The sequence below is a fragment of the Vreelandella profundi genome (genome assembly GCF_019722725.1).
Taxonomy (GTDB): Bacteria; Pseudomonadota; Gammaproteobacteria; order Pseudomonadales; family Halomonadaceae; genus Vreelandella; species Vreelandella profundi.
Genome location: NZ_CP077941.1, coordinates 1,158,727 through 1,182,152, shown reverse-complemented (window position 1 = coordinate 1,182,152; position 23,426 = coordinate 1,158,727). Strand labels below are relative to the sequence as shown.

Here is a 23,426-nt window from a genome sequence, read left to right as displayed (position 1 = left end):
TCAGCGCTTCAAAGCTAAGGATGATCGCATGGACGTCGACGAAGGCGCGGAAAGCACCGTCTCAGAACACTCAGTCTCTGAAAACCTGGTCTCTGAAAACCTGGCATCTGAAAACCTGGCATCTGAAAACCTGGCATCTGAAAACCTGGCATCTGAAAACCTGGCATCTGAAAACCAAGCCTCCGCCTGGTATGTTATTCAGTGCAAAGGAAGCGAGTCATTTCGCGCCGCCGAGCACCTCGCTAACCAAGGTTATGAAGTGTTCCATCCGGTGCTGAATGCCCAACGCAAACGTCAAGGTAAGCTAACCACCGTCGTTGAACCTCTGTTTCCTTACTACCTGTTTATCTGCTTAGACCAGATAGCCAGCAACTGGCGACCCATTCGCTCCACCCGTGGCGTCCTCCGGCTGCTAACTTTCGGCGACAGGCCGGTGTCTGTGCCCGCATCGCTGGTCGAAACGTTACGTGCACAGCCACATCGTCAGGAAGGCGTTCATAGCTACTTCAGCGCCGGCGAGAAAGTTACTATCACTGATGGCCCGTTTAAAGACTTAGAAGCTATTTTCACGCACTGCAAAGGCGAAGAACGCGCCATCGTTTTACTCAATGTTTTGCAGCGCCCTCAGCACATCGAACTACCTGTGGGCAGCTTGGTAAAATCCTAGCGTCACCTAGCGATGAAACTGTTTTTCGCGCTCTGGCTGCCAAACGATAGCATCGATACGCAGGCGAACTTCGGTGTTATTAGGTAATGGCCACTCGATGACGCTGCCGACCTTTAAGCCAATTAACGCCGCACCGATGGGGGCCATCACTGAAATCCCATCAGCCACACTGTCCAGCAAGTGGGGGTACACTAAGGTGCGAACCATGCTGCGCTCCCTAGACAAATCGGTAAAACGTACCTGGCTATTCATACTGACAACATCGTCAGGAATTTCTTGAGGATCGATAACTTCCCCACGAGACAACTCTTCTTCGAGTAGTTCCGCCACCATCAAGTCCTTGTCAGATGCACTATCAATCAGGCGCTGAAGGCGCTCGGCATCAAGACGGTTAATGGTAATAGGAGGACGCTGCCCCATGCTTACTCTCCTTAGAAAGCAACAAAATCAAAAAATTAATTTGTTTTGAAGATGAATTAACGGTATGAAAAGCTACCAACAAAAACAGTCCTCCCCCAGAAGGGAAGGACTGTATGCCATCAGTATAGGCGATTCACATAACAAAGGCGATTAGGTGACGCCCTGTTCGATCATGGCATCAGCGACTTTCCGGAAGCCCGCAATATTAGCCCCTAGGACTAAATTGGTCGGCTCACCAAACTCTTCCGCCGTCGTAGCGCACTGCTGGTAAATATCACTCATGATTTGCTTGAGCTTTTGATCGACTTTTTCCATCGGCCAACGCTCCATGCTGCTATTTTGGGCCATTTCCAGCTGGCTCGTCGCAACACCACCTGCATTAGCCGCCTTACCGGGGCCATAGTCAATCTTGGCTTCCAAGAAGAGGTCTACCGCCTCTGTAGTAGAGGGCATGTTGGCCCCTTCACTCACGCAGCGCACGCCGTTAACTAGCATTACCCGTGCATCGACTTCCGTTAGCTCATTTTGCGTGGCGGAAGGAAAAGCCGCATCCCCTTGAAGATGCCATACGGCATGACCACCTTCAGGATAATCACGAACGGAAATATACTGCGCGTTAGGCCGCTCATTAACATACGCTTCTAAAGAAACCCGCTTAACTTCTTTAAGCTGCTTCAGCAAATCAAGATCAATACCCTCGGGGTCATGAATAGTCCCCTGAGAGTCACTGCACGAGATTGGTTTGGCGCCTAGCTCGTAAAGTTTCTCGATGGTATAGATAGCGACATTGCCTGCCCCAGACACCAGGCAGGTTTTGCCACTTAGCGTTTCATCGCGCGCCGCCAGCATATTCTGGGCAAAGTAGACGGCGCCATAGCCCGTCGCTTCTTTGCGGCCAAGCGAGCCGCCCCAGCTAATCCCTTTACCTGTTAGCACGCCCTCATAACGGCCCGTCAGACGCTTATATTGGCCGAAAAGGTAACCTATCTCACGCGTGCCAACGCCGATATCACCAGCGGGAACATCGCTATTAGGGCCTATATGCCGATATAGCTCCGACATGAAAGACTGGCAAAACCGCATAATCTCATTATCCGACTTCCCTTTAGGGTCAAAATCGGAACCCCCTTTACCTCCACCGATAGGCAAACCGGTCAGCGCATTCTTAAAGATTTGCTCAAATCCCAAAAACTTAATGGTGCCCGAGGTAACGCTAGGGTGAAAACGCAAGCCGCCCTTATAGGGCCCAAGCGCAGAGTTGAACTGGACGCGGTAGCCTTTATTAACCTTGACCTGACCGGCATCGTTTAACCAGCTGACGCGAAACATCACCTGGCGTTCCGGCTCAACTATTCGCTCGATAATACTGTGATCAAGATAGTGCGGAGCCCGCTCAAACAGCGGACGCAGGCATTCAAGCACTTCTTCTGTGGCTTGATAAAATTCAGATTGGGCTGGGCTGCTTTTGGCAAGCCTAGTAAGCGTGTCGTGAACGTAAGGCATAAAGCGACATACCCTTGCAGTGTCAAAGATCAGTGGGCTGGCCAGAGCGCTGTCTTATTTAACTGCGGGCGCGCCCTCCTGCATACCCTATGCCGGTTCGGTATAACGTTTTAATGCGCAAAATTAAGACCAAAGTCTATATTTTTTTGCACAAGGCTGGTGCAACATCAAAATAAAATAAACGATTTTTAAACGAAAACAACATAGCTAATCTTACAGCTAGACTAAAAGAACTGTACTGGACTGAGAGAAGAGATCAACATGGTTGAAAAAACCGCTTAACTAATTTCTGATACCAGAGCATCCTTAAAATATTAACAATTCCTAGGAAAATGGGAATAAAATAAACTAAAAATATAAGCTCACCCGCGGAAGGCAAATATTTTACGATAAAAAACAAAGTCATTATCAAGCTAAAGACAGCGGCATTAAAATAAAGTGAAAGACGTTCATATCCACAAAAATTAATGAGCACTGACTCTACTACCCCTAACTGCCCAGATGCGACGTTAAATCCAAAAGAACATACAAAAAAAATCACCATCCAAAACTCACTGACAGTGCCTATCACATAGAAGTAAAAAATTATTAGAAAAGACAATAAAGGCACCAACACAAAAACCAATCTGTTTATTTTTTGCTTTAGCTTAATAATAAATTGATAAGAGTATTCACGAACTAAAACCATTCGTGACAAACTGGCAGCATTATTATTGATCATACCCCGGGGCAGAGCTGACATCGCACTAAAAACAGCGGCTGCCAGCGAAGCTACTATAGCGACATCTCCTCCACCTAGTGAAACAAAAAGCGATGGAAGAATAAAACCGACTCCGCTACTGGCAGAATTAGATAGACCTACAACTAAACTAGATATAACACTCTGTTTAGACACCCATCCCACTCCATCTGCCAATCGTACCTTTTTGATTATCAACATAAATGAAATCATCATTAGCAAGGCTAAAGAATATGAAACTGACAGTAGATCTAACACATCAGCGACATCTAAATGACCAAAGTTCAAAAACAGCACCAACGATACTGCGACAAAGAAAATGCCAACTAATAAATCATTAACCAACAGCATTAAAAAGCTTCGCTTAAAAACCAAGTAATTACGAAACACCTGATAAACTGAAGTAACCACTATCAATACGAAAACCGAATAGAAATCTGGCACGGGTACGATATAAGAGATCAAAAACAAACAAAATATCGACACCCCCCCTCCGATGAAGACCGAAGAAATTGCATAGTTCAGAAAAAGCGCAAAGCTTTCTTTTTCTGCCATACTTTTCATCAAAATGGTGGCAAATCCGATTCCAGATATCATCACGAAAAATGATGCCAATGTATATTCAGCCGAAAAGTATGTAATATCTTCTCGGGCCATAAAAAAACCAGTAAAGCCCAGCACAAATATTCTAAAACCACCTGGGCTAGCGGCGGTTAAAAAGGGAAGGCTTCTATCAAGCATACTAAAAAATCGTGCCATATATCAGTATCAACCTAATTTAGAGATAGCATTTCTAACAAGACCTCTTAAAATGCGAGCAAGAAAAAATATTTTTTTTCTTGCTGGCGTTTTCCTATCATTTTCTAAAGAACTTTTCATATTGATAAAATCTTCCCAAACAAGCAAAGGCCTAACTTCTTTAACAATAGCGCCTTGCTGCTCAAACAAAGGCCAATCATCTAAAACGCTTTTAATTTCAATAGAAGAATTTAGAAGTTTCTCAGCTCCTTGTGGAGTCACAACGTATCCGACAGCGCCAGAAGGCCAGGTTTTAAATCCTCTACCGACAGAGTAATCTCCTAATTTAATGTGATTTTTAAGAGGCTCTAAAAAATGGTAAAGTTTACGAGATCGATGATCTTTTTTAGAGTGACCAAGAAGAATAACATCATAGTCAAGCTTGCTACATTCAAGCTGTGCCAAAAAACCCACAAGTCTTTTATCGACAATGGCATCATCTTCAAAAACAACTCCAGCATTACAAGACAGAAAAACTTGTTCCCATATTTTCTTATGGCTTAAGAAACAACCTACTTCACCGTTGGTAAGTGCTCTACCATTTCTACCGAAAACAATTTTTTTGTCAATAAAAACAGAATCATTAAAAGTCTCCTTGCTATATCGAACAGCATCAATCAACTTATAATCAATAGACATATTAGATAGCTGACGTTCAATTGATTCAACCCTTTCAGGGGTTCTCATGGTCAAAACATAAAAATCAAAAGACTCCTTTCTCACTAGAATTCTCCATCAAACATGGATGTTTTTAGGCTGAGATTCAATCCTCATACCTGCAACTTTAGAAGCCATTTATTCGTAATAATAAAGTCTTTAAACGACAGCAGGCGGCCTATGTCGCCTGCCAACTTCATGATTATATGTATTAGGCTTCGTCACTAGCTATACATCATAACCTGCTTCCCGAGCGAGAACAGTATTCGCTTTCAACCAGCCCTCAATGTGACCGCAATCAAAGGTACGGCCTGTCATGCGGAAAGCCTGCACTGAATGGCCTTCCTGCATTAAACGGTCAATCGCATCGGTCAGTTGGATCTCGTTACCGGCACCGGGTGACTGATCGCTTAATAGCTCCATCACACGGTAAGGCAGCACGTAGCGCCCAATGACAGAAAGACGCGAAGGCGCTTCTTCTGGCTTAGGCTTTTCAACCACGCCACGCATATCGGCGCTTTCACCTGCATTCGGTTCGCTGCCGCCACAGTCCACAATGCCGTAGCGATACACTTCATTCTCCGGCACGGCTTCCACCATGATTTGCGCAGCGCTGTTCGCATCCCAGCGCATCACCATGTCACCAAGGTCACAGCGAGCATCGCCCGCCTGTGGTTTGACCAGCACATCGGGCAGAATCACAGCGAAGGGCTCGTTCTCGCCTAGTAAATGAGCTGCGCAAAATACCGCATGCCCAAGACCTTTCGCGTTAGGCTGTCGCACGCTGGTAATTTTTAACTGCGGCGGGGCGATAGCAGCCAATACTTCTAACAGCGCGTCTTTACCTTTGCTAGCCAGTGAGTCTTCAAGCTCAGCATGCGCATCGAAGTGATCTTCAATGGCGGATTTTCCTGATCGCGTCACCAAGATAATCTCATTAATCCCTGCCGCCAGCGCTTCTTCCACCACATGCTGAATCAATGGACGGTCGACTACCGGCACCATCTCTTTGGGAATTGCCTTACTGATTGGCAATAAACGGGTACCAAAACCTGCTACGGGAATAATCGCTTTACGCACCTGCGTCATTAATGATTTCCTTTATAACGTTACTAGTCGTTTGATTCATGGCTGAGCTGGCACCATCAGTGACGCCATTCGCCTACTTTTCGCACCAGCTGTTCGGTGCTTGGATCGCTCACCACACTTTGCTCAGCGGGGTTGCCTTCCAATGTATGGCACAAGCTATTTGCAAGCTTTTTACCTAGCTCAACACCTGGTTGATCAAAGGGATTAAGATTCCACAACACCGATTGCACAAACACCTTGTGCTCATAAAGCGCTATTAAGGCCCCCATACTCCACGCGTCTAATTGCTTAAGCAATAGCACCGAATTGGGTTGATTACCGCGATAACCTTGTGCCATGTGCCCACGCAGTGCGCTAGGAATAGCATCATCCCCCAATGCAAACAACTGAGCCTGCGCTAAGCAGTTAGCTAAGGTTAGCTGCTCCTGAGTCGCCAGCGATTTTTCTACTCGTGGCGTTGCGTTCACCTTGCGCTTGGCGACGGCCACAAAATCTGCGCTTACCGTATGACTGCCCTGGTGCAACAATTGGTAAAATGCATGCTGCGCATTCGGCCCCACATCCCCCCAAATAATGGGACAGGTCGTATGGGTAACCGAGCGACCATCAAGACACACACTCTTACCGTTCGACTCCATCTCTAACTGCTGTAAATAAGCAGGCAGGCTTTTTAACCGGCCATCATAGGGTAATACCGCATGGGTCGAGATATTGAGAAACTGGCAATTCCAAGCGCCCACTAATGCGAGCAGTGCAGGTACATTCTCTGTAAGCGGTGTTTCAAGAAAATGATGATCCATAGCATGCGCGCCTTCCAGCAACGCATTAAAGCTCCTCATACCTAGCTGAATAGCAATGCTGACACCAATGGGCGACCACAGCGAGAAACGCCCGCCGATCCAGTCTTTAAAAACCAGTTGGTGAGCCTCTGGGACGCCAAACTCGGTCATTTTTTCAGGCTTGGAAGACACCCCGATCAATTGGTGGCGACCCCCCAGTGTCAGGATAAGTGTCGCACCCTCTGATATTCTTTCTTAAACATTGATCAGGGGGTCAAAGGAGACACTCATGCCTCGCTATTCAGATGAACGTCGGCAAGCGGTGGTGGCCAAATTACTGCCGCCTCATGCCCTTTCACCCCATGAGATTGCAGCACAGGAAGGCATCTCATTAGCCACGGTTTATAAATGGCGTAAAGAAGCACGTATTAATGGAAAATGTTTACCAGATGCCTTGGGCAAAGGCGCTGATGGATGGTCTTCCCGTGATAAATTTAGCGCTGTTGTTGAGACGGCCTCAATGAATGCTCACGACGTGGCTGAGTATTGCCGCCGTCGCGGCCTCTATCCAGAACAATTGGAGCAATGGCGTTCTGACTGTGAACAGGCGGCCTGCTTGTCACAGTCAGAACGCCAGCGTGAGGCAGATGAGCTCAAACAGCAGCGCAAACATATTAAAGCACTGGAGAAAGAACTGGCTCGCAAGAACAGTGCGTTAGCCGAAACAGCGGCCTTGTTAACGCTGCGAAAAAAAGCAGCGGCGATCTGGGGGGACGAGGACGAATGATTAGCACCCCTGATCGCCGACATGCCATTGCGCTGATCGATAACGCCCGTGCTCACGGTGCACGTTTAGCAGCCGCCTGCCGTGAACTGGGCATGAGTGCTCGGACGTATCAACGCTGGACACGCGATGGTGAACTTCGCGAAGACCTGCGGCCTTTAGTTGAGCGGCCCACACCGGCGAATGCGCTCACGCCGATAGAGCAGCAGGAAATCCTCGACATTTGCCACCGGCCAGACTATGCCCACTTGCCGCCGGAACAGATCGTGGTAAGACTGTTCGATGAGGAAGCGCGCTACCTCGCCTCAGCTTCCACCTTCTATCGCGTGTTGCATAAACACAAAGAAGCGATCCATCGGGGCCGCGCCAAGTTGCCGAAGCGTCACGCCCGACCGACGACGTATCAGGCGACGGCGCCTAACTGCGTTTGGACGTGGGACGCGACCTGGCTGGGTGGCCCCATCAAAGGTGAGTATTACTATCTGGTCATGATGCTTGATATTTACAGCCGCAAAATCATCGGCTGGGAAGTCTTCCTCGCGGAATCAGCCCATAACTCCCGCACGGTGCTGGAACGTGCAGTGCTGGCCGAGCAGGTCGTCGATCAGCCCTTGGTACTTCATGCCGATAATGGCAGCCCGTTTAAGGGGGCCACGCTATTAGAGAAACTGCATGAGCTAGGCATCACCCCCTCGTTCAGTCGACCCCGGGTCAGCAACGATAACCCTTACTCAGAGTCGCTGTTCCGTACGTGCAAGTATCGTCCCTGTTATCCAACGAAGGGCTTCGCCCATGTTGATGCTGCACGGGAATGGGTAGCTGGCTTCGTTCAGTGGTACAACCACGAGCACCGCCACAGCGGAATCCGTCTCGTCACCCCCGCCCAACGGCACGCGGGTCAGGACACGGAAATACTGATTAAGCGCGATCAAATCAATCGAGCAGCGCGCAACGCCAACCCAGCGCGATGGAGCGGCAACACACGTAACTGGACACCCGTAAAGACAGTATCACTTAACCCAGAAAGAGAGCTGAGTGTGACGGTAAACGAACCAGAAAAGAAGGCTGCATAAATATAGTCAGAGACGACAACTTACTTGACGATTACCGCGACAAACCGTTGCCACATCGACCTCAAGGGAATCACTCAGCCATGCCAGGGCAGTACGAGCATTGAACTGAGTATCCGCGGTGGTAAACGATTTAGAAGCCAGCACTAACAGCGTAGTAGCTGGATCTAAACGTTCCATTAGCGGCAGAAGCTGAGCCCCATCCATACTCGATACATAGTGAACGTTTAAGTGAGCTTGGCTTGGTCGATCGGATAACGCTTCACTGATCATTTTGGGCCCTAAATCAGAGCCACCAACGCCAATATGTACCACATCAGTGATGGCCTGGCCGATTGCGCCAAACCATTGGCCACAATGTAAACGCTCAACCATTTCAGCCATGTTTAAACGCTGCTGTTGGCAAAAACTCACGCCGGGTGCCATGCCCTCAGGGGGTGTCACACCAGCAGGCCATCTAGCGGCCATGTGCAGCGCTGCACGATGCTCTGAAGGGTTAACCACATCACCCGCAAATAGTGCCTCGCGTTTTTTTTCCAACCCACAGCTCTGCGCCCACTCTACGAGTAAAGCGATAGTTCTTGTCGTCAGGCGCTGCTTACTGAAGTCCACATGAAGCGTACCAACAGTAAACGCCAGTGACTCAGCACGTTGAACGGCAGACGCAGAATCGCTGACGAGTAAATCGCTTAACGACATCGCCTGCAAATGCTCAGCATGAGCCGCTAGCTCATTAGCAGGCGTATATAGGCGGTGATTCACCGCAGTGAGAGGAGCATTCATAGTGTATCTTCCGTGATAATGACTAGATAACAACCGTTACCTTTGCAAAGCAAGCTCCAAGCCAGCCACGCCACCTTTATAGGTAACTGTATAATTTACAGTACGATGGCATCAATATGGTATATTATCCAAAGCCACAAAGAACGCGCATCAATGTGTCATTGCGGCACAATATGGCACCTTATGGCGGTGCTATCCCTTTAACACACTTGAAAGTAACGTCTTGGCATTCTCAATCAGCTCATCTAAGTGCTGTTCGCCTTTAAAGCTTTCTGCATACACTTTGTAAAGTGACTCAGTGCCACTGGGGCGTGCGGCAAACCAGCCGTTTTCAGTGGTGACTTTAATACCGCCGATAGAAGCGCCATTACCAGACGCTGCGACTAGCACGGCAGTAATGGCATCACCTGCCAGGTTTTTTTCAGTCACACTATCAGCGCTTAACTTTTTAAATGCTGCTTTCTCTTCAGACGAACAGGCAGTATCAACACGCTTGTAGAAAGGCTCGCCAAAGCGCTCAGTGAGTGTACGGTAATACTCGCTAGGCGTTTTGCCCGTGACTGCCATGATCTCAGCCGCTAAAAGGCACAACACAATGCCGTCTTTATCAGTAGACCATGCACTTCCATCGCAAGTCAGCAAGCTGGCGCCAGCGCTTTCTTCACCGCCAAAGGCCAACCACCCTTCATGCAGGCCCTCCACAAACCACTTAAAGCCTACTGGCACCTCATAAAGCTCACGCTGATGCGAATCAACCACGCGATCAATCATGGAAGATGAGACCAGTGTTTTACCTATTTTCAAGGTAGCGCCCCACTCTGGGCGATGTGTGATCAGATAATCAATACACACGGCTAAAAAGTGGTTCGGATTCATCAATCCGCTAGCATCAACAATGCCGTGGCGATCCGCATCAGGATCATTACCAAAGGCGATATCAAAGCGATCTTTAATCTTTAATAAATTGGCCATGGCAGCGGGGCTTGAGCAATCCATGCGGATTTTACCGTCGTGATCCGGCGGCATAAACCCAAATTCAGGATCAATGGTGGTATTCACCACCTCAAGATTCAATTGGTAATGCGCCGCGACCGCCTGCCATACCGGCAGCGCCGTGCCGCCCATCGGGTCAGCGCCCAGCGTTAGGTTCGATTTCTGAATCGCACTCATGTCCACCACGGTGCCAAGCTGAGTCACATAATGCGCGGTGTAATCGTACTCTTGAGCGTGCGCAATCGCCTCTTCAATAGAGACGGTGAGAACATCGTCTAAATGGCGAAGTAGATACTCATTGGCGCGTTGCTCTATCCAGCCCGTCGCATCCGTGTCAGCGGGACCGCCATGGTGGGGGTTGTACTTAATGCCACCATCTTCCGGAGGGTTATGTGATGGCGTGATGATCAAGCCATCCGCCAAGCCGGTATGAGATTCAATCTGATCTTGAGAGCGATTATGCTGCAAAATGGCGTGGCTAACTAAGGGTGTCGCGGTATAGCCGTGAGCCTTCTCAACAAAGACCGGAACCTTATTAGCGGCCAACACCTGCAGCACGCACTCCCAAGCTGGGCGAGAAAGCGCATGAGTATCAAAGCCTAAAAACAGCGGCCCTTGATAGCCCTCTTCACGTCGATAATCGACTACCGCTTGGGTGATTGCGTAGATATGTGCAGCATTGAACGTTCGCTCAAGTGAGCGGCCACGGTGACCGGATGTGCCAAAAGAGACTAGCTCTTTAGCCACACTAGCATCGGGCTGTTGTTCGTGAAATGCTTTTAAAATGGCTTCCATTTGTAAACTCCTTTTAACAACAAGACCCGCGAGCGATGATCACAGATAACAAGTCTATAATAACAAGCACCATAATGACTAAAGCCCCTGAGCAAGGGGCCATGTCATCATTAATGCTTCCTTTTCAACACTGCCTGTTTTCAATCACTGCCAAACAGGTCGCGGGTATATACTTTCGCTTCCACGTCGCTAAGCTCAGCCACCATTCGATTAGTCAATATGACGTCACACTTGTCTTTAAAGGTGGCCAAATCACGCATCACGGTTGAGCCGAAGAACTTATCGTCTTGCAACACCGGTTCATAAACGACCACTTCCACACCTTTTGCCTTGATGCGCTTCATAACGCCCTGCATGGCGCTGGCGCGAAAATTATCCGAGCCTGTTTTCATGATAAGCCGATAAACGCCTACCACGGTCGGATTGCGTCGCAGCACTGATTCAGCAATAAAATCTTTGCGCGTACGATTCGCATCAACAATCGCTTGAACCATATTACTCGGCACGTCGGCATAATTGGCAAGCAGCTGCTTAGTATCCTTCGGCAAACAATAACCGCCGTACCCAAAGCTTGGGTTGTTGTAATGCTTACCAATTCGCGGGTCGAGGCCAACGCCTTGAATAATCTGCTTGGCATCTAAGCCGTGGGTTTCCGCATAGGTGTCTAGTTCGTTAAAATAAGCCACTCGCATTGCCAGGTAGGTATTCGCAAATAACTTTATCGCCTCGGCTTCGGTGCTATTAGTCAGCAGCACCTCGACATCGTCAATCTTCGCCCCCTGCTTAAGAAGTTCAGCAAATGCCTCGCCACGCTCAGAGCGCTCACCCACAATGATGCGCGAAGGATAAAGGTTATCGTAAAGCGCCTTACCTTCGCGCAAAAACTCAGGCGAAAAAATAAGGTTTTGGGTATTAAAACGCTCAGAAGCCCCTTTGGTGTACCCCACCGGCACCGTAGACTTAATAACCATTACGGCATGAGGATTAATACTCATTACCTGCTCGATGACCGCTTCTACGCTTTGAGTATTAAAATAGTTCGTTTGCGCATCGTAATCTGTGGGCGTGGCGATGATGACGAACTGAGCATCCGTGTAGGCTCGTTCGGCATCTAATGTGGCTATAAAATTTAGGTCATCTCGGCCTAAGAAGGCCGTTATTTCAGTATCTTCAATCGGCGAGCAGCGATTATTCAGCAGCTCGACTTTTTCCGGCACAATATCCACCGCGACCACTTCATGGTGCTGCGCTAGCAGCATCGCGTTGGATAAACCTACATAGCCTGTTCCAGCAACGGCAATTTTCATCTAAACATTACTCAAAAAAACATAAAAACCTCAACGTATTGAGATTCAGAATGAAGTACCGCAATGACGGTTAAAAAAATGACTAAAGCCTGTCAAACAGCATTCTATCATTTTTTATTTTGACAAAATGCCATGCAGAATTGTTGACAACAATAAGTCCAGGAGCATTTGCCAGAACAAGTAACCCTACCTCTCCCAACGAATCTTTTCTCTTATTATTTTAGCAGGCGCACCAGCCAATAGCGTATTTTCGGAAGAGAATGGCTTGTTAACAAACGAACATGCTCCCACCACGCATCCGGAAGGTATGATGGCTCCTTTAGAGATAAGTGCTCTCGCCGCCACCCACACCCTGTCGCCAATCACTACATCACCAGGCTCGTTTACCTGTACCTCGGTATCCATTGAAAAAATCTTATGGACATCTGTTGACCTTATTTCGATCTCCCGAGACAACATGCAGTCTGCACCGATGGTAACGTCTTTATCTCTACATAAAAGGTAAACACCCTGGGCTGTTGATCGCGAACCAATGTGCACGCTTCTATTATTGCCGACGATTAGTATGTGACCAGTCCATTTAACATCATCACCGATATGCAAAGTGCTACCGTGTCCTTTAAAAACCACCTTTAGATTATTAAAGCTAGCACGTTCACCTATTTTGACGACATTCTTGCTTGAGGCCCGCCAAAAATTGATGACACACTCCCCCTTCAGGACCGCCCCTTTTCCAAGCAGTACCGAATTATGCTCAATGCTACCCGTCACATTCATAGTTGCGGCTCTTCCTAGCTTAATTAAAGAAGTCGACCTGAGTCGGTTTCTTTAGAATCAGGACACCTTACTGGCGTCTTGGAGTTTAAGCACACCACTTAGAACACCTTCTTCGCTCACCACCAATAGCGCCGTGACATTTGCTCTCAACATAATGTTTTCGGCGTCAGCAAACATTTCTTTCTCATTGACCGTCAGAGGGCTAAGAGTCATCACATCAGAGGCAGTCATGCCATCCAGGCTGTTGTAATTAAATAGGGCACGACGCAGATCACCATCGGTGATTACGCCCTGAATGAATCCCCGATTTACAACGACGGCAAGCCCAAGTCCAACCTGTGTAATCGTCATGATGACTTCTTTGAGACTACCTTGAGGGCTACATATAGGTAGGTCAGTATGCATGACATCCTTAACGCGCGTCAGCAAACGACGACCAAGGCTGCCGCCTGGGTGGAAGGCCGCAAAATCGTGGGGTTTAAAATCACGCCGTTCGATCAACGCAACCGCCAACGCATCGCCCATTACCAGGGCGACGGTCGTTGACGTGGTTGGTGCCAAGTTATTCGGGCACGCTTCACGCTCCACCGAGACATCCAGTATCAGATCACTGTTGCGGCCCAGCGTGGAATCCGGGTTGCCAACCACAGCGATAATTTTAACTCCGAAGTGGCGCAATGAAGGAATTAGCCGAATCACTTCCTCCGTTTCGCCGCTGTATGAGATCAGAATCGCTATATCCCCACCAGTGAACATACCTAAATCACCATGGTAAGCTTCAGCAGGATGCACAGCGAAACTAGGCGTACCGGTGGAAGCTAAGGTGGCTGCAATCTTGTTACCGATAATGCCAGACTTACCCATGCCAGATACTACTACGCGTCCAGATGTTTCGAGAATCATATTGACAGCTTGGTCGAAGGTACCATTGAGTCGAGCGGTCGTCGCTTCCAATGCCCTGGCCTGTACTTCAAAAACCTGTTTACCGATGCTGACGCTCGACATGTACTTAGTTTCCTTTTCCATCACGTTATTCAATCATCTACTCCCACCAACCACATTTTTATGCTTCCGTGGTAGCTACTCTATTTCCAGTGGGGGCATGGACTTTACGGCATCATCAATCGCTTTTACCTGGGTAAGAAATGGTTCAAGCAGGTGTAGGGGCAATGCACTAGCGCCATCGCATTTAGCATTTTCTGGGTCTGGATGAGCCTCCAGAAACAACCCCGCAATACCCGTCGCCATACCTGCCCGGGCGAGCTCCAAAGCCTGTTTACGTCGACCGCCCGACGCTGCCCCCAGAGGGTCACGCTGCTGTAATGCATGAGTAACATCAAAAATAATGGGCAGGTCGCCACAGCTTTCTTTCATAACGCCAAAGCCCAGCATGTCCACAACCAAATTGTCGTAACCAAAGCAGGTTCCACGATCGCACAACATCAATTTATCGTTACCGGCTTCCTTAAACTTTTCAACAATATTGATCATCTGCCCAGGGCTTAGGAATTGGGGCTTTTTGATATTAATAGGCTTGCCTGTACTGGCCAATGCCATGACTAAATCTGTCTGGCGGGCCAAAAATGCAGGCAACTGCAGAATATCGACTACCTCTGCTACCGTTTCTGCCTGGCAGGGTTCGTGTACGTCAGTAATGATGGGGACATCAAACGTCTTTTTGATCTCTTCAAAAATACGCATACCCTCTTCCAAGCCAGGCCCACGATAGGAGTGGATGGAAGAACGGTTTGCTTTATCAAAGCTGGCCTTGAATACATAAGGAATGCCCAAGCGGCTGCAGACTTCTACGTAGTGCTCACAAGCAGTGAGTGCTAGCTCGCGCGATTCAAGAACATTGATACCCGCCAACAAAGTAAACCCATTCGTATTAGCAATTGAAATACCGTAGCCATCCAATGTCATTATTTCGTCTTCCTTTAAAACGTGAACTGGCAACCCGTGTTAGTGGGATCAGTAACGGTCAGTGAATAAAGACAACCACCGTTTTATGATTAATGCCTGTTGGTCATGCACCTTCCAGTGCTAGCTGTGACTTCCTCACCTTGACCGTGAACATCAGGGAATGTTCTGTATCATCTGGCATGGCATTGGGGGCAGAGATAATCGTGGTCTGCTCATTTAACAACCCATCAGCACAATGTGCCGCACTTTCATCAGGCGGAGTGTAGCTATTATGGGCAGCGATCAATTGAGCCAGCGCACCGATAGCCTCTTCGGCTGAAATCCGCTCTTTAGAGTAGGGATTGAAATATTGGGGATATAGCAGATAGGAACCTGCAAACAGTTCGAGAACACTTAATTTGGTCTGTCTTCTGGAATTGAGCTGCCTATCATCCGTCAGCCCCCACCCTGCATAGAACGGGCAACCGAAGGTGGTGACATGAATATTTCTCAGCAGCGCTTCGAAACCCACCTGGGAAGTGATGGTATAAACATGGTCGATGGTTTCTAGGGCATCCGCTATCGATAAGCTTTGATCAACAATTTGAGCGATGTGTGCGACATCGGCAGAATTTGAAAGGTGCTTACGCCGCCCTGCGAGAACATCTGGGTGAGGCTTATAAATAATATGGGCGTCGGGGTTTTCCATAAATGCACAATGCACCAAGTCATTATTATTCATACGCTTATTGGAGCCATATAGAATAGAAGCGTCATCTTCGACCTGACCGACTACCAGTACCCGTTTTTGCTGTTTAGGACCATATATATCACTAACCGAAACAGGCTTAGCGTGGTTATATTTACTCATTTTCAGCGCCAGAATCTTCTCCATTAGCACCCGTGCCCTATCAAGCAACTCAGGATCGCGCTTGAAATCATAGGTATTCAGCAGCGTTTCCAGATCAGAGGGTTCTTGTGCATTGAAGTAAGGCGTTCGGGTATCGAAATTAAGTGAAAACGGTAGCGTTCTCGCTGAGCCCAACCCAACAGACCTAACGAAACCATCTTCAACATAAGTGATCTTTTTACCGGCAGCCTTGATTGAGCCAGGCGCATTCATACCCCAAACAAGTATTTCTGCCTGCCGATCCTTTTTGATCTTTTCTAGCCAATTAGATGTGAACTCTTTATCCGTTATTTTGAATGGTAAATAGATAATATGCTTGTCATCGAAAATGGTGTTCAGAAAGTCACGCTTCCAATCATTAACGTGAAATGCATAGAGACTTTTCCGCTCGATCTGTTGATTGAGCAACAACGCAGCGCGCAATTTTTTGGCCTTAATGATGTGCTCCACAATTTCCTCTGGCGACGCATCACGTTTATATACATCACTGAAGTAACGGGGATAGAGAATAAAAGAAGCGGCAAATACTTGATCGACAGTCAGTGTTCGATTCCGCCTTGGGTTCTGCTGGCGATCATCGGTGATCCCCCATCCAGCATAAAACGGGCAGCCCAGCGTTGTGACAGGGATACCTCTGATCAACGCTTCAATGCCCGCTTGAGAGGTAATGGTATAAACACGATCAATCGTTTCGAATGCATCGGTCAGAGGAATATCGCTATAGATAATGCTAGCAATATCCTTTACTTCTTCGGGGTCAGACAGAAATTGTCTTTTCCTATTGAGAACATCTGGATGTGGTTTATAGATGATCTCTGCATCTGGGTTCTCAAGGCTGGCTATACGCACCAAATCGTTATTGGTGTAATTTTTATCGCAGCCGTAGCGGATTGAAGCATCGTCTTCAACCTGCCCAATCACCAAAATTCGCTCTTTCGTTTTCGGGCCATACACGCTGATGATATCCACATGGGCGGCATGGTTATATTTACTGATCCCATGGGCCACGATGCATTCTCGTAATTTGACGGCCCGCTGCATCAACTCAGAATCCGCATCAAAATTGTAGTTAGCGAGCAGTTGCTCCAAATCGGAAGGCTGGGAGCTATCGAAGTAAACCGCAGAGGTATCGAAATTCAAAGACAAGGGCGGCGTATGAAACGCCCCAAGCTCCATCGAGCGTATAAAACCATCCTCAATGTGAGTCACCTTTTTGCCCAGCCTTTTAACCTCGTCCGGTAAATTTACCCCCCAGCTAAATACCTCCCCCTGCCGGGAAGCCTTGATGAGCGGTATCCATTTACGCTTTAGCTCATCCTGTTTCACCTTTATAGGTACAAAAACAAATGTCCTATCGGGAAACCAACGCTGAAGTATCGGCTTTTTCCAATCATTCACATGAAAGGCAAAGATGGGATTAATCAGCTCACCAGCTCTTTTCCTATAAAGCGCTTTTTTCTGAGCATCTTTGAAAAACCGTACAGGATGCTTGAAAAACTTGGTCAGCTTGCTCATGTACTTAATACCCTTTTTCGGCAGCGAACAGTCCATCTCGATAGCCCCTCTTATTTCAGCCACTTCATTCGCCAGACTATCGCCAGAAAGCGCGTGCTTTTTAATCCATAAAAAAAGCCAGCACTATGGCTGGCTATTTTATGCAGGGAATTACGACAAATTGATGACAGTAAAAAAACCACCGTAACGCTATTGGGTCACGCCTCCCGCCACCGCATTAAAACCTACGGCTGAATTGAAAACATCGGCCTTACCGTGGGCAACCAGAATCGCATCCGCCAGTTCCCGCAGTGCGCCTTGCCCACCCGCCAGCGTAAGCACGCCACCTGAGGCCTGCTGCTTAACATAAATAGGGGCATCTGCCACCGCATAGGATAACCCACAGGCTGAAAATGCCGGTAGATCAATGGAATCATCTCCAATACAGGCGGTTTGTTCCGCTGTAAAGCCAGCCTCTTCCATCAGGCGATAACACGCAGTCTCTTTATCCTTAACACCAAAGGCACATAGCGTTATCCCTAAATCGGCAACACGCTTTCGGAGCGTAGCTGAATCACGTCCCGAGAGAACAGCAACACGTATACCACTCTCTTCCAATAGCCGTATTCCCAACCCATCACGCACATGGAACCTCTTCATGCACTCACCGGTAGCATCGTAATAAATACCACCGTCGGTAAGCACCCCGTCCACATCCGTGATCAATAACTTAATACGGGCCAATGGAGAGACAAGAACGTAGGGCTCACCGGCGAGTATGGCGCGCACCTTTTGCAGGCATTCTGGTGTATCAACGCCGGGGCCGGTAGGCTCAACTTCAAACCCGCGAATTCGCATTCCCGCCGAAAGTAGCCGCAGCTGTTCAAGCTGCTCTGTCTGCTCCAGTGACGAGGCCGGCAAGCTAGAATATGCCTTCAAAACCCCCTTTCTATATGCATAAACACCCACATGCTTAAAATAGCCAGGGTGGTGCTCAAGCTCACGTGGATATGGGATGGGTGAACGGCTGAAATATAGCGCATTACCTTGATGACCAAGCACCACTTTCACCGCATTGGGATTCTGCGCTTCCTCAGGCTCGATGGCGTGATAAAGAGTGCCTACATCAGTTGCGCTATCCGCTAACATCCCCTGGGCCAATCGCTCCACGTCGTCGGGACGCACCAACGGCTCATCTCCCTGCAGATTGATATACACATCGGCATCCACCTGCTCCATCACTTCCACTAACCGGTCGGTACCAGAGGGATGATCAGATGATGTCAAAATAACGTTGCCACCAAAACGGCGTACCGCCTCAACAATACGTCCATCGTCGGTTGCCACCACTACCTGACTGGCCGAAGGAACCTGCTGTGCTTTTTCGTATACCCACTGCACCATGGGTTTGCCAAGTAAGTCAGCCAGTGGTTTACCCGGCAAACGGCTGGAACCATAGCGTGCAGGAATAACTAAAACAACGCGCTGTGACTCAGACACTCACAACTCCTTAACCTGAATTCAAAACGAACTCGGTTCAAAAATAATATATGGTAAAAACGTCCGCTTCAAAAAACACAACCATTAATGCACATCAACAGGCTTAACGGCACTGGAACGCGCACTCTTGAGTATCTGTTTTTTACGCCATTTACGCCGCCAAAAGCTCAATTTTTTATTCCCTAATTTGCCCGTTATTTCCAACGCATTACGCTGAGCAATGATCTGCCGAAGAACAGACTCACAGGTGGTAAATCCTTTCATGACAGGATCCCAATACCGCGGATAGCGCAGCAATGCACCCACTACCAGCTCATCTAACGTCAACTTCCGCTGCCTCCGGTTCAGCGCTTTACCACTCTGGACGCGATCTTCGGTCAACCCCCAGCCTGCATAAAAAGGCTCACCGTAGGTGACCACTTTCTTACCTCGCAACAGCGCATCAAAGCCGGTTAATGACGTCATGGTGTGGACCACATCGCAATGCTCCAAACAACTCACAACCGAACACTTGGTTTCTATATAGTCAGCCCACTGCTTGGCATCCGCCAGATTGCCCTGACGCATCGCAAACATGACATCCGGATGCGGCTTGTAAACGACATAGGAATCAGGGTGAGCTTTACGAGCTGCCTGCAGCAAGCCAAGATTGGTACTGATCGTTGAAGTGCCATAACGAATAGAGGCATCGTCCTCCACCTGGCCTGGAACAAAGACAACCTCCCGCGCCTGGCCTGCCCATTGAGGCTTCGCCCGCGGATCAACGTTATACTTAGTCAGCCCCTCACGAACGATGATATGACGAGCCAACCGAGCACTTGATAGCTCCTCTTCGGAACAGTCGATGGCTGCCAGCAAAGCTTCAAGATCAGAAGGTTCAGATGGATCAAAGTAGATACCCTGACCATCCAACACTAAGGAAAGAGGCTGCACCATATGCGCCCCCAGCCCAACCGATCGTATAAATCCATCCTCGATCCGCCAGCGTCTCGCACCGGTTTCATCTGACAGTTCTTTCACACCCTCAGGAGCATCTCGCCCCCAGGCCAACAGGCTGTCTCTCTGGGTAAGGTTTAACGCGCGAGCCTCTTCCACATTTGGTACAAAATGAAGGCGATGAGCTGACAAACTTAGTAAAGGCGCTAGGTTCACAGCCTTCCAAGCGTTTAATCCAACAGCCACTCTACGCCCAGTAACGCTCGTTTCAGACTCTTTCTGCCGAATTAGCCACCTGATTACATCAAATATACTGCCTGGGTCATGAGTTTCTGGGTTTACGTAGCGGGTATAGTGAAAATAGCCCGCAGCAAAAAGTTCCGCTACTGAACGCTGGCGATTTCGACGCTCACAGATTTGGCGATCATCAGTCGATCCCCACCCGGCATACCAAGGCATACCGAAAACAGTAACGGGCTTACCTGCCAATAACGCCTCAAATCCCAACGTAGAGCTAACCACATAGACACGGCTCATATGCTTTAAGAGGCTGATAGGGTTGGCCGCATCACGTAGCATGACGACTCGAGGATGCACAGGCCACGCCGACAAAAAACCCGTCTTACTGCCGCTGCTTACCTCAGGATGCGTCTTAATATAAATAGTCGCATGCGGGTTCTCAGCCAAAGCCGTTTCAACCATCAGGTCAAACGTTTCAATATCTGCCAACCCAAGCATCACGCTAAGATCACCAAAGGTTTGATCAACCACCAACACCCGCTCTTCATCTTGGCTAGACAAGTCCGAAGTCTTAAAGGTGGGCGCATGGTTGTACTTACTTAATTCATGTGTGGTGATCAAAGAACGGGCTAGAGCCACTTTGTCTTCCAGGCCACTCAGTAGATCGGCATTAGACGCCAGAAGTGATTCAAGATCAGAAGGACGGGTGGCATCGTAGTAGATACCCTGTTCATCCACTACTAGGGACAATCCCACCGATGAGTGACCAGGCAAATAAGAGCGTAAAAAGCCATCTTCAAGATGCCAACATGGCACCCTGTACTTCAGCGCCCACGCCTCAGCCCGCTGCCCGCTGGGCTTAGCACCCCAGCCAACAACCGCCTGCACTCGACGAAATCGGGGCCAGCGCTTTTTCCAGCAACACTCCCCTCCAAGCAAAAGAGTAGTCACCGGTGATTCAGCTATCGGTTTAGAGGTTGCAATAAACACCCAATGAATTTCCCGTAATAAAAAAACCAGCATAATAGCTGGCTTATTCCGCCCAAAAGAATGCGACAATGTAATGACAACTAGATGCAAGAAAGTATCTTAATGCCCAGCTATCTTCTTATCCAAGGCCAACCATGGCGGATAATGACAGGTAAATCCGTAAATTTCGGCTGCTAACATTGCTCAAGCTTGACTATAAAGACATCGATTATCTAATGAGTTCAAATTCCTGTACAGCAGCCTCCACCTTCCATTATAAGCATATATCCACCACTCGATAATCAAGCCTCTATTTGGCAAATTCACACTACATGCAATCTAATTAGCAGGCATAAATAACGAATCAATCAGCACTGTTACACTACCACCAAATACCAACCAAGCTGAAAAAAATGGGCGCTATTATTAGTCCGGCTCTAAGCAAAACCAAAGAAACAACAAAATTCACGAATTTATATAGTTCTTCAACGCATCATCCAAATCCGTGAAATCGAATTTATTCTTCGGCAAATTTGCTTTTTCTGCCAACTTTAAAATTTCTAACTCAGACAACAATAAAGCTTGTTCCTCTTTTACATCGCAGGTTGCAACTGCACCAGCATTCAAAACAGTAAAAAAGTCCTCAAACTTAAATGCATCTCCAACTAAGACTTTGTCAGCAATGCGCAACCATACCCATGGCACACCATATGCGTGTGCAACAATGATGCCGTGTAAGGAAGTAGATATACATACCTTTGATGTGGCAATATCATTCACTACACTTAGCGGATCATCTTTAACACTCAAAACAGAAAGATTTTCACTTTCTGGCAGATGACTAAAGAGTGAAGCATGGCTATAATGTGGAACCATGCACACTTTACCTAAAGTTTTCGATTTATTCTTATTCTTAGAAAGATAATTAGGTAGCAGTAACGCAGGATCGCCAAATACACGAGGCACATCCCAGCCAAGCTTTTGACGCAATTCAGAATAGGTCTTGTAACCACGTACAGCCAAAATCATTCTAGGTTCAAACTTTGCTAACTCAGCTGCTTTTGATTTAGAAAGAGGTCGGATTAAGCCACTCCCCCAAATATCAAGACCCGGCCGGTCTAGCATACCAATTATCGAACCAACCACTAATAATCCATGATCCTCATCTGGCTGCTGAAATACATTTTGCACTAGCCGACCAGATGCCTGCTTCACCAAAAAAGGTCCAATTTTATCGCCAAAATTTTTCTTCTTATCCCAATAGAATAAATTAATAACGCCAACTTTACTTTTTGGAAGAGAATTCAACAGTGGTTTAGAAGTCTGAATTCTTTTTTTTACATAATTATCTATAGCAATTAATGCAACTTTTTGAGAGGCACATAATATTTCAGAATAAACCTCAGCACATCCTGCACTTACATTCTGAAAAATATCTTCCTCATTTTTACTCACAAACTTCTTGATGAGAGCAAAAGCGTTATCTTTCAAATCAACATTCTGCTCTTTTGGCAAACAAACAATGTGTCGCATCAATCGGTGTTGAAAATTTGTTTTCATCTCATTTACATTAGGATATTTTTCTTTAAATCCTTCTGTAGCAGCTATCTTTTGGGTCATCTCAATTTGCTTAAAGCGACTAGTTAATGAGAACTCCGTAAGTCTATCTTGAGTTAAAGACTTATTACCTCCTTGCCTTTTTCTATAAAAATAAGTTGCTACTGGCAAAGTAGAAACCGAGCTAGCCTTAGCCAAAAAATCATATGAGAAAACAAAATCTTCAACACTCATATTCTCTGGAAAGAAAACATTATTATCAACTAAGAACTTTCTATCAAAAAGTTTTCCATGGATAGCTATCCTCTTCTTAATATAAGGAATTTTTTTAATATCAACACCTACTCTTTCCTTGAAAAGGATAGACGGCTTTGAGACTCCAGTCTTATCATAGTAAGTGTTTCTATCGCTAAATACAGCTTGAACAGGTTTTTTAGCAGCAGTAGCAACTAAATCCTGAACGGCACCGGGGGCTAGCCAATCATCACCATCGAGAAATACAATGTACTTTCCAGTTGAAACATTAATTGCCGTATTTCTAGCTCCCCCCGCTGCCTTATTATACTGCGCAACTAACACTCGCTTTGAATAAGCTTGTAAAAGTTGGCAAGCCTTTCTGAAGGTGTCATCTTTGGAACCATCATCCACAAAAACTATTTCTAAATTTTTATAGGTTTGATTCAAAATCGAATCAATAGCGGTTTCCACATATTCACTGATATTATAGCCAGTGATAGCAACTGTTACTAAAGACATT

Annotated in this window: 19 protein-coding genes; 2 read left to right on the top strand and 17 right to left on the bottom strand. The window is 47.3% G+C overall.

The window, feature by feature from the left end; genetic code table 11:
* A complete protein-coding gene (locus KUO20_RS16830; RefSeq protein ID WP_422823136.1) occupies positions 1 to 198 on the bottom strand; it encodes a pentapeptide repeat-containing protein in 198 nt (65 codons plus the stop codon).
* Here KUO20_RS16830 and rfaH point away from each other — a divergent pair.
* On the top strand, positions 131 to 667 hold the full coding sequence (gene rfaH, locus KUO20_RS05440) for a transcription/translation regulatory transformer protein RfaH (protein ID WP_235042429.1): 537 nt from the start codon (positions 131 to 133) through the stop codon (positions 665 to 667). The genes KUO20_RS16830 and rfaH overlap by 68 nt on opposite strands.
* Before the next feature lie 6 nt (positions 668 to 673).
* Here the strand turns inward: rfaH and rnk are convergent, their stop codons facing one another.
* The 6 genes from rnk to KUO20_RS05410 all read right to left on the bottom strand — a co-directional run bounded on the left by rnk (position 674) and on the right by KUO20_RS05410 (position 6,823).
* On the bottom strand, positions 674 to 1,087 hold the full coding sequence (gene rnk, locus KUO20_RS05435; protein WP_235041872.1) for a nucleoside diphosphate kinase regulator: 414 nt from the start codon (positions 1,085 to 1,087) through the stop codon (positions 674 to 676).
* 150 nt (positions 1,088 to 1,237) lie between these two features.
* Entirely contained in the window at positions 1,238 to 2,590 is a 1,353-nt protein-coding gene (gdhA, locus tag KUO20_RS05430) for an NADP-specific glutamate dehydrogenase (protein WP_235041871.1), read from the bottom strand.
* 256 nt (positions 2,591 to 2,846) lie between these two features.
* Complete coding sequence (locus tag KUO20_RS05425; RefSeq protein ID WP_235041870.1) at positions 2,847 to 4,070, bottom strand: hypothetical protein; 1,224 nt, start codon at positions 4,068 to 4,070, stop codon at positions 2,847 to 2,849.
* 27 nt (positions 4,071 to 4,097) lie between these two features.
* Positions 4,098 to 4,850, bottom strand: a complete 753-nt coding sequence (locus KUO20_RS05420) for a glycosyltransferase family 25 protein (protein WP_235041869.1) — start codon at positions 4,848 to 4,850, stop codon at positions 4,098 to 4,100.
* A gap of 162 nt (positions 4,851 to 5,012) precedes the next feature.
* On the bottom strand, positions 5,013 to 5,873 hold the full coding sequence (locus KUO20_RS05415; protein WP_235041868.1) for a UTP--glucose-1-phosphate uridylyltransferase: 861 nt from the start codon (positions 5,871 to 5,873) through the stop codon (positions 5,013 to 5,015).
* 56 nt (positions 5,874 to 5,929) lie between these two features.
* Positions 5,930 to 6,823: a glucose-6-phosphate isomerase gene (locus tag KUO20_RS05410; protein WP_235041867.1), complete on the bottom strand. Its 894-nt coding sequence runs from the start codon at positions 6,821 to 6,823 to the stop codon at positions 5,930 to 5,932.
* A gap of 118 nt (positions 6,824 to 6,941) precedes the next feature.
* On the opposite strand from KUO20_RS05410, the gene KUO20_RS05405 reads away from it, so the two are divergent.
* A protein-coding gene (locus tag KUO20_RS05405) for an IS3 family transposase (protein ID WP_235040485.1) occupies positions 6,942 to 8,509 on the top strand; the annotation gives its coding sequence in 2 pieces (ribosomal slippage) (positions 6,942 to 7,407 and positions 7,407 to 8,509; 1,569 coding nt in all).
* Positions 8,510 to 8,515: 6 nt separating this feature from the next.
* On the opposite strand, the gene KUO20_RS05400 is transcribed toward KUO20_RS05405, so the two are convergent.
* The 10 genes from KUO20_RS05400 to KUO20_RS05355 form a co-directional block, all read right to left on the bottom strand.
* A complete protein-coding gene (locus KUO20_RS05400; RefSeq protein ID WP_235041866.1) occupies positions 8,516 to 9,289 on the bottom strand; it encodes a glucose-6-phosphate isomerase in 774 nt (257 codons plus the stop codon).
* Between the two features lie 192 nt (positions 9,290 to 9,481).
* Positions 9,482 to 11,077, bottom strand: a complete 1,596-nt coding sequence (gene pgm, locus KUO20_RS05395) for a phosphoglucomutase (alpha-D-glucose-1,6-bisphosphate-dependent) (protein ID WP_235041865.1) — start codon at positions 11,075 to 11,077, stop codon at positions 9,482 to 9,484.
* Between the two features lie 140 nt (positions 11,078 to 11,217).
* The gene (locus KUO20_RS05390) at positions 11,218 to 12,384 is read right to left on the bottom strand and encodes a nucleotide sugar dehydrogenase (protein WP_235041864.1); all 1,167 of its coding nucleotides are present in this window, start codon (positions 12,382 to 12,384) and stop codon (positions 11,218 to 11,220) included.
* 186 nt (positions 12,385 to 12,570) lie between these two features.
* Complete coding sequence (locus tag KUO20_RS05385; protein WP_235041863.1) at positions 12,571 to 13,161, bottom strand: acyltransferase; 591 nt, start codon at positions 13,159 to 13,161, stop codon at positions 12,571 to 12,573.
* A 57-nt stretch (positions 13,162 to 13,218) separates the two neighbouring features.
* Positions 13,219 to 14,190, bottom strand: a complete 972-nt coding sequence (locus KUO20_RS05380; protein ID WP_235042428.1) for a KpsF/GutQ family sugar-phosphate isomerase — start codon at positions 14,188 to 14,190, stop codon at positions 13,219 to 13,221.
* Between the two features lie 51 nt (positions 14,191 to 14,241).
* Entirely contained in the window at positions 14,242 to 15,084 is an 843-nt protein-coding gene (kdsA, locus tag KUO20_RS05375) for a 3-deoxy-8-phosphooctulonate synthase (RefSeq protein ID WP_235041862.1), read from the bottom strand.
* Between the two features lie 103 nt (positions 15,085 to 15,187).
* Complete coding sequence (locus tag KUO20_RS05370; protein WP_235041861.1) at positions 15,188 to 17,488, bottom strand: capsular polysaccharide export protein, LipB/KpsS family; 2,301 nt, start codon at positions 17,486 to 17,488, stop codon at positions 15,188 to 15,190.
* Positions 17,489 to 17,677: 189 nt separating this feature from the next.
* A complete protein-coding gene (gene kdsB / locus KUO20_RS05365) occupies positions 17,678 to 18,967 on the bottom strand; it encodes a 3-deoxy-manno-octulosonate cytidylyltransferase (protein ID WP_235041860.1) in 1,290 nt (429 codons plus the stop codon).
* An 84-nt stretch (positions 18,968 to 19,051) separates the two neighbouring features.
* A complete protein-coding gene (locus KUO20_RS05360) occupies positions 19,052 to 21,133 on the bottom strand; it encodes a capsular polysaccharide biosynthesis protein (protein ID WP_235041859.1) in 2,082 nt (693 codons plus the stop codon).
* A 444-nt stretch (positions 21,134 to 21,577) separates the two neighbouring features.
* Positions 21,578 to 23,425, bottom strand: coding sequence for a glycosyltransferase (locus KUO20_RS05355; RefSeq protein ID WP_235041858.1), 1,848 nt, complete (start codon positions 23,423 to 23,425; stop codon positions 21,578 to 21,580).
* Position 23,426: the final 1 nt, after the last annotated feature.

What these genes read in the sequence shown, in the direction of transcription:
- rnk (WP_235041872.1), bottom strand. Translation starts at nt 1,087, where the DNA reads ATGGGGCAGCGTCCTCCTATTACCATTAACCGTCTTGATGCCGAGCGC.
- gdhA (WP_235041871.1), bottom strand. Translation starts at nt 2,590, where the DNA reads ATGCCTTACGTTCACGACACGCTTACTAGGCTTGCCAAAAGCAGCCCA.
- KUO20_RS05425 (WP_235041870.1), bottom strand. Translation starts at nt 4,070, where the DNA reads ATGCTTGATAGAAGCCTTCCCTTTTTAACCGCCGCTAGCCCAGGTGGT.
- KUO20_RS05415 (WP_235041868.1), bottom strand. Translation starts at nt 5,873, where the DNA reads ATGACGCAGGTGCGTAAAGCGATTATTCCCGTAGCAGGTTTTGGTACC.
- KUO20_RS05410 (WP_235041867.1), bottom strand. Translation starts at nt 6,823, where the DNA reads ATGACCGAGTTTGGCGTCCCAGAGGCTCACCAACTGGTTTTTAAAGAC.
- KUO20_RS05400 (WP_235041866.1), bottom strand. Translation starts at nt 9,289, where the DNA reads ATGAATGCTCCTCTCACTGCGGTGAATCACCGCCTATATACGCCTGCT.
- pgm (WP_235041865.1), bottom strand. Translation starts at nt 11,077, where the DNA reads ATGGAAGCCATTTTAAAAGCATTTCACGAACAACAGCCCGATGCTAGT.
- KUO20_RS05390 (WP_235041864.1), bottom strand. Translation starts at nt 12,384, where the DNA reads ATGAAAATTGCCGTTGCTGGAACAGGCTATGTAGGTTTATCCAACGCG.
- KUO20_RS05385 (WP_235041863.1), bottom strand. Translation starts at nt 13,161, where the DNA reads ATGAATGTGACGGGTAGCATTGAGCATAATTCGGTACTGCTTGGAAAA.
- kdsA (WP_235041862.1), bottom strand. Translation starts at nt 15,084, where the DNA reads ATGACATTGGATGGCTACGGTATTTCAATTGCTAATACGAATGGGTTT.
- KUO20_RS05370 (WP_235041861.1), bottom strand. Translation starts at nt 17,488, where the DNA reads ATGAGCAAGCTGACCAAGTTTTTCAAGCATCCTGTACGGTTTTTCAAA.
- KUO20_RS05355 (WP_235041858.1), bottom strand. Translation starts at nt 23,425, where the DNA reads ATGTCTTTAGTAACAGTTGCTATCACTGGCTATAATATCAGTGAATAT.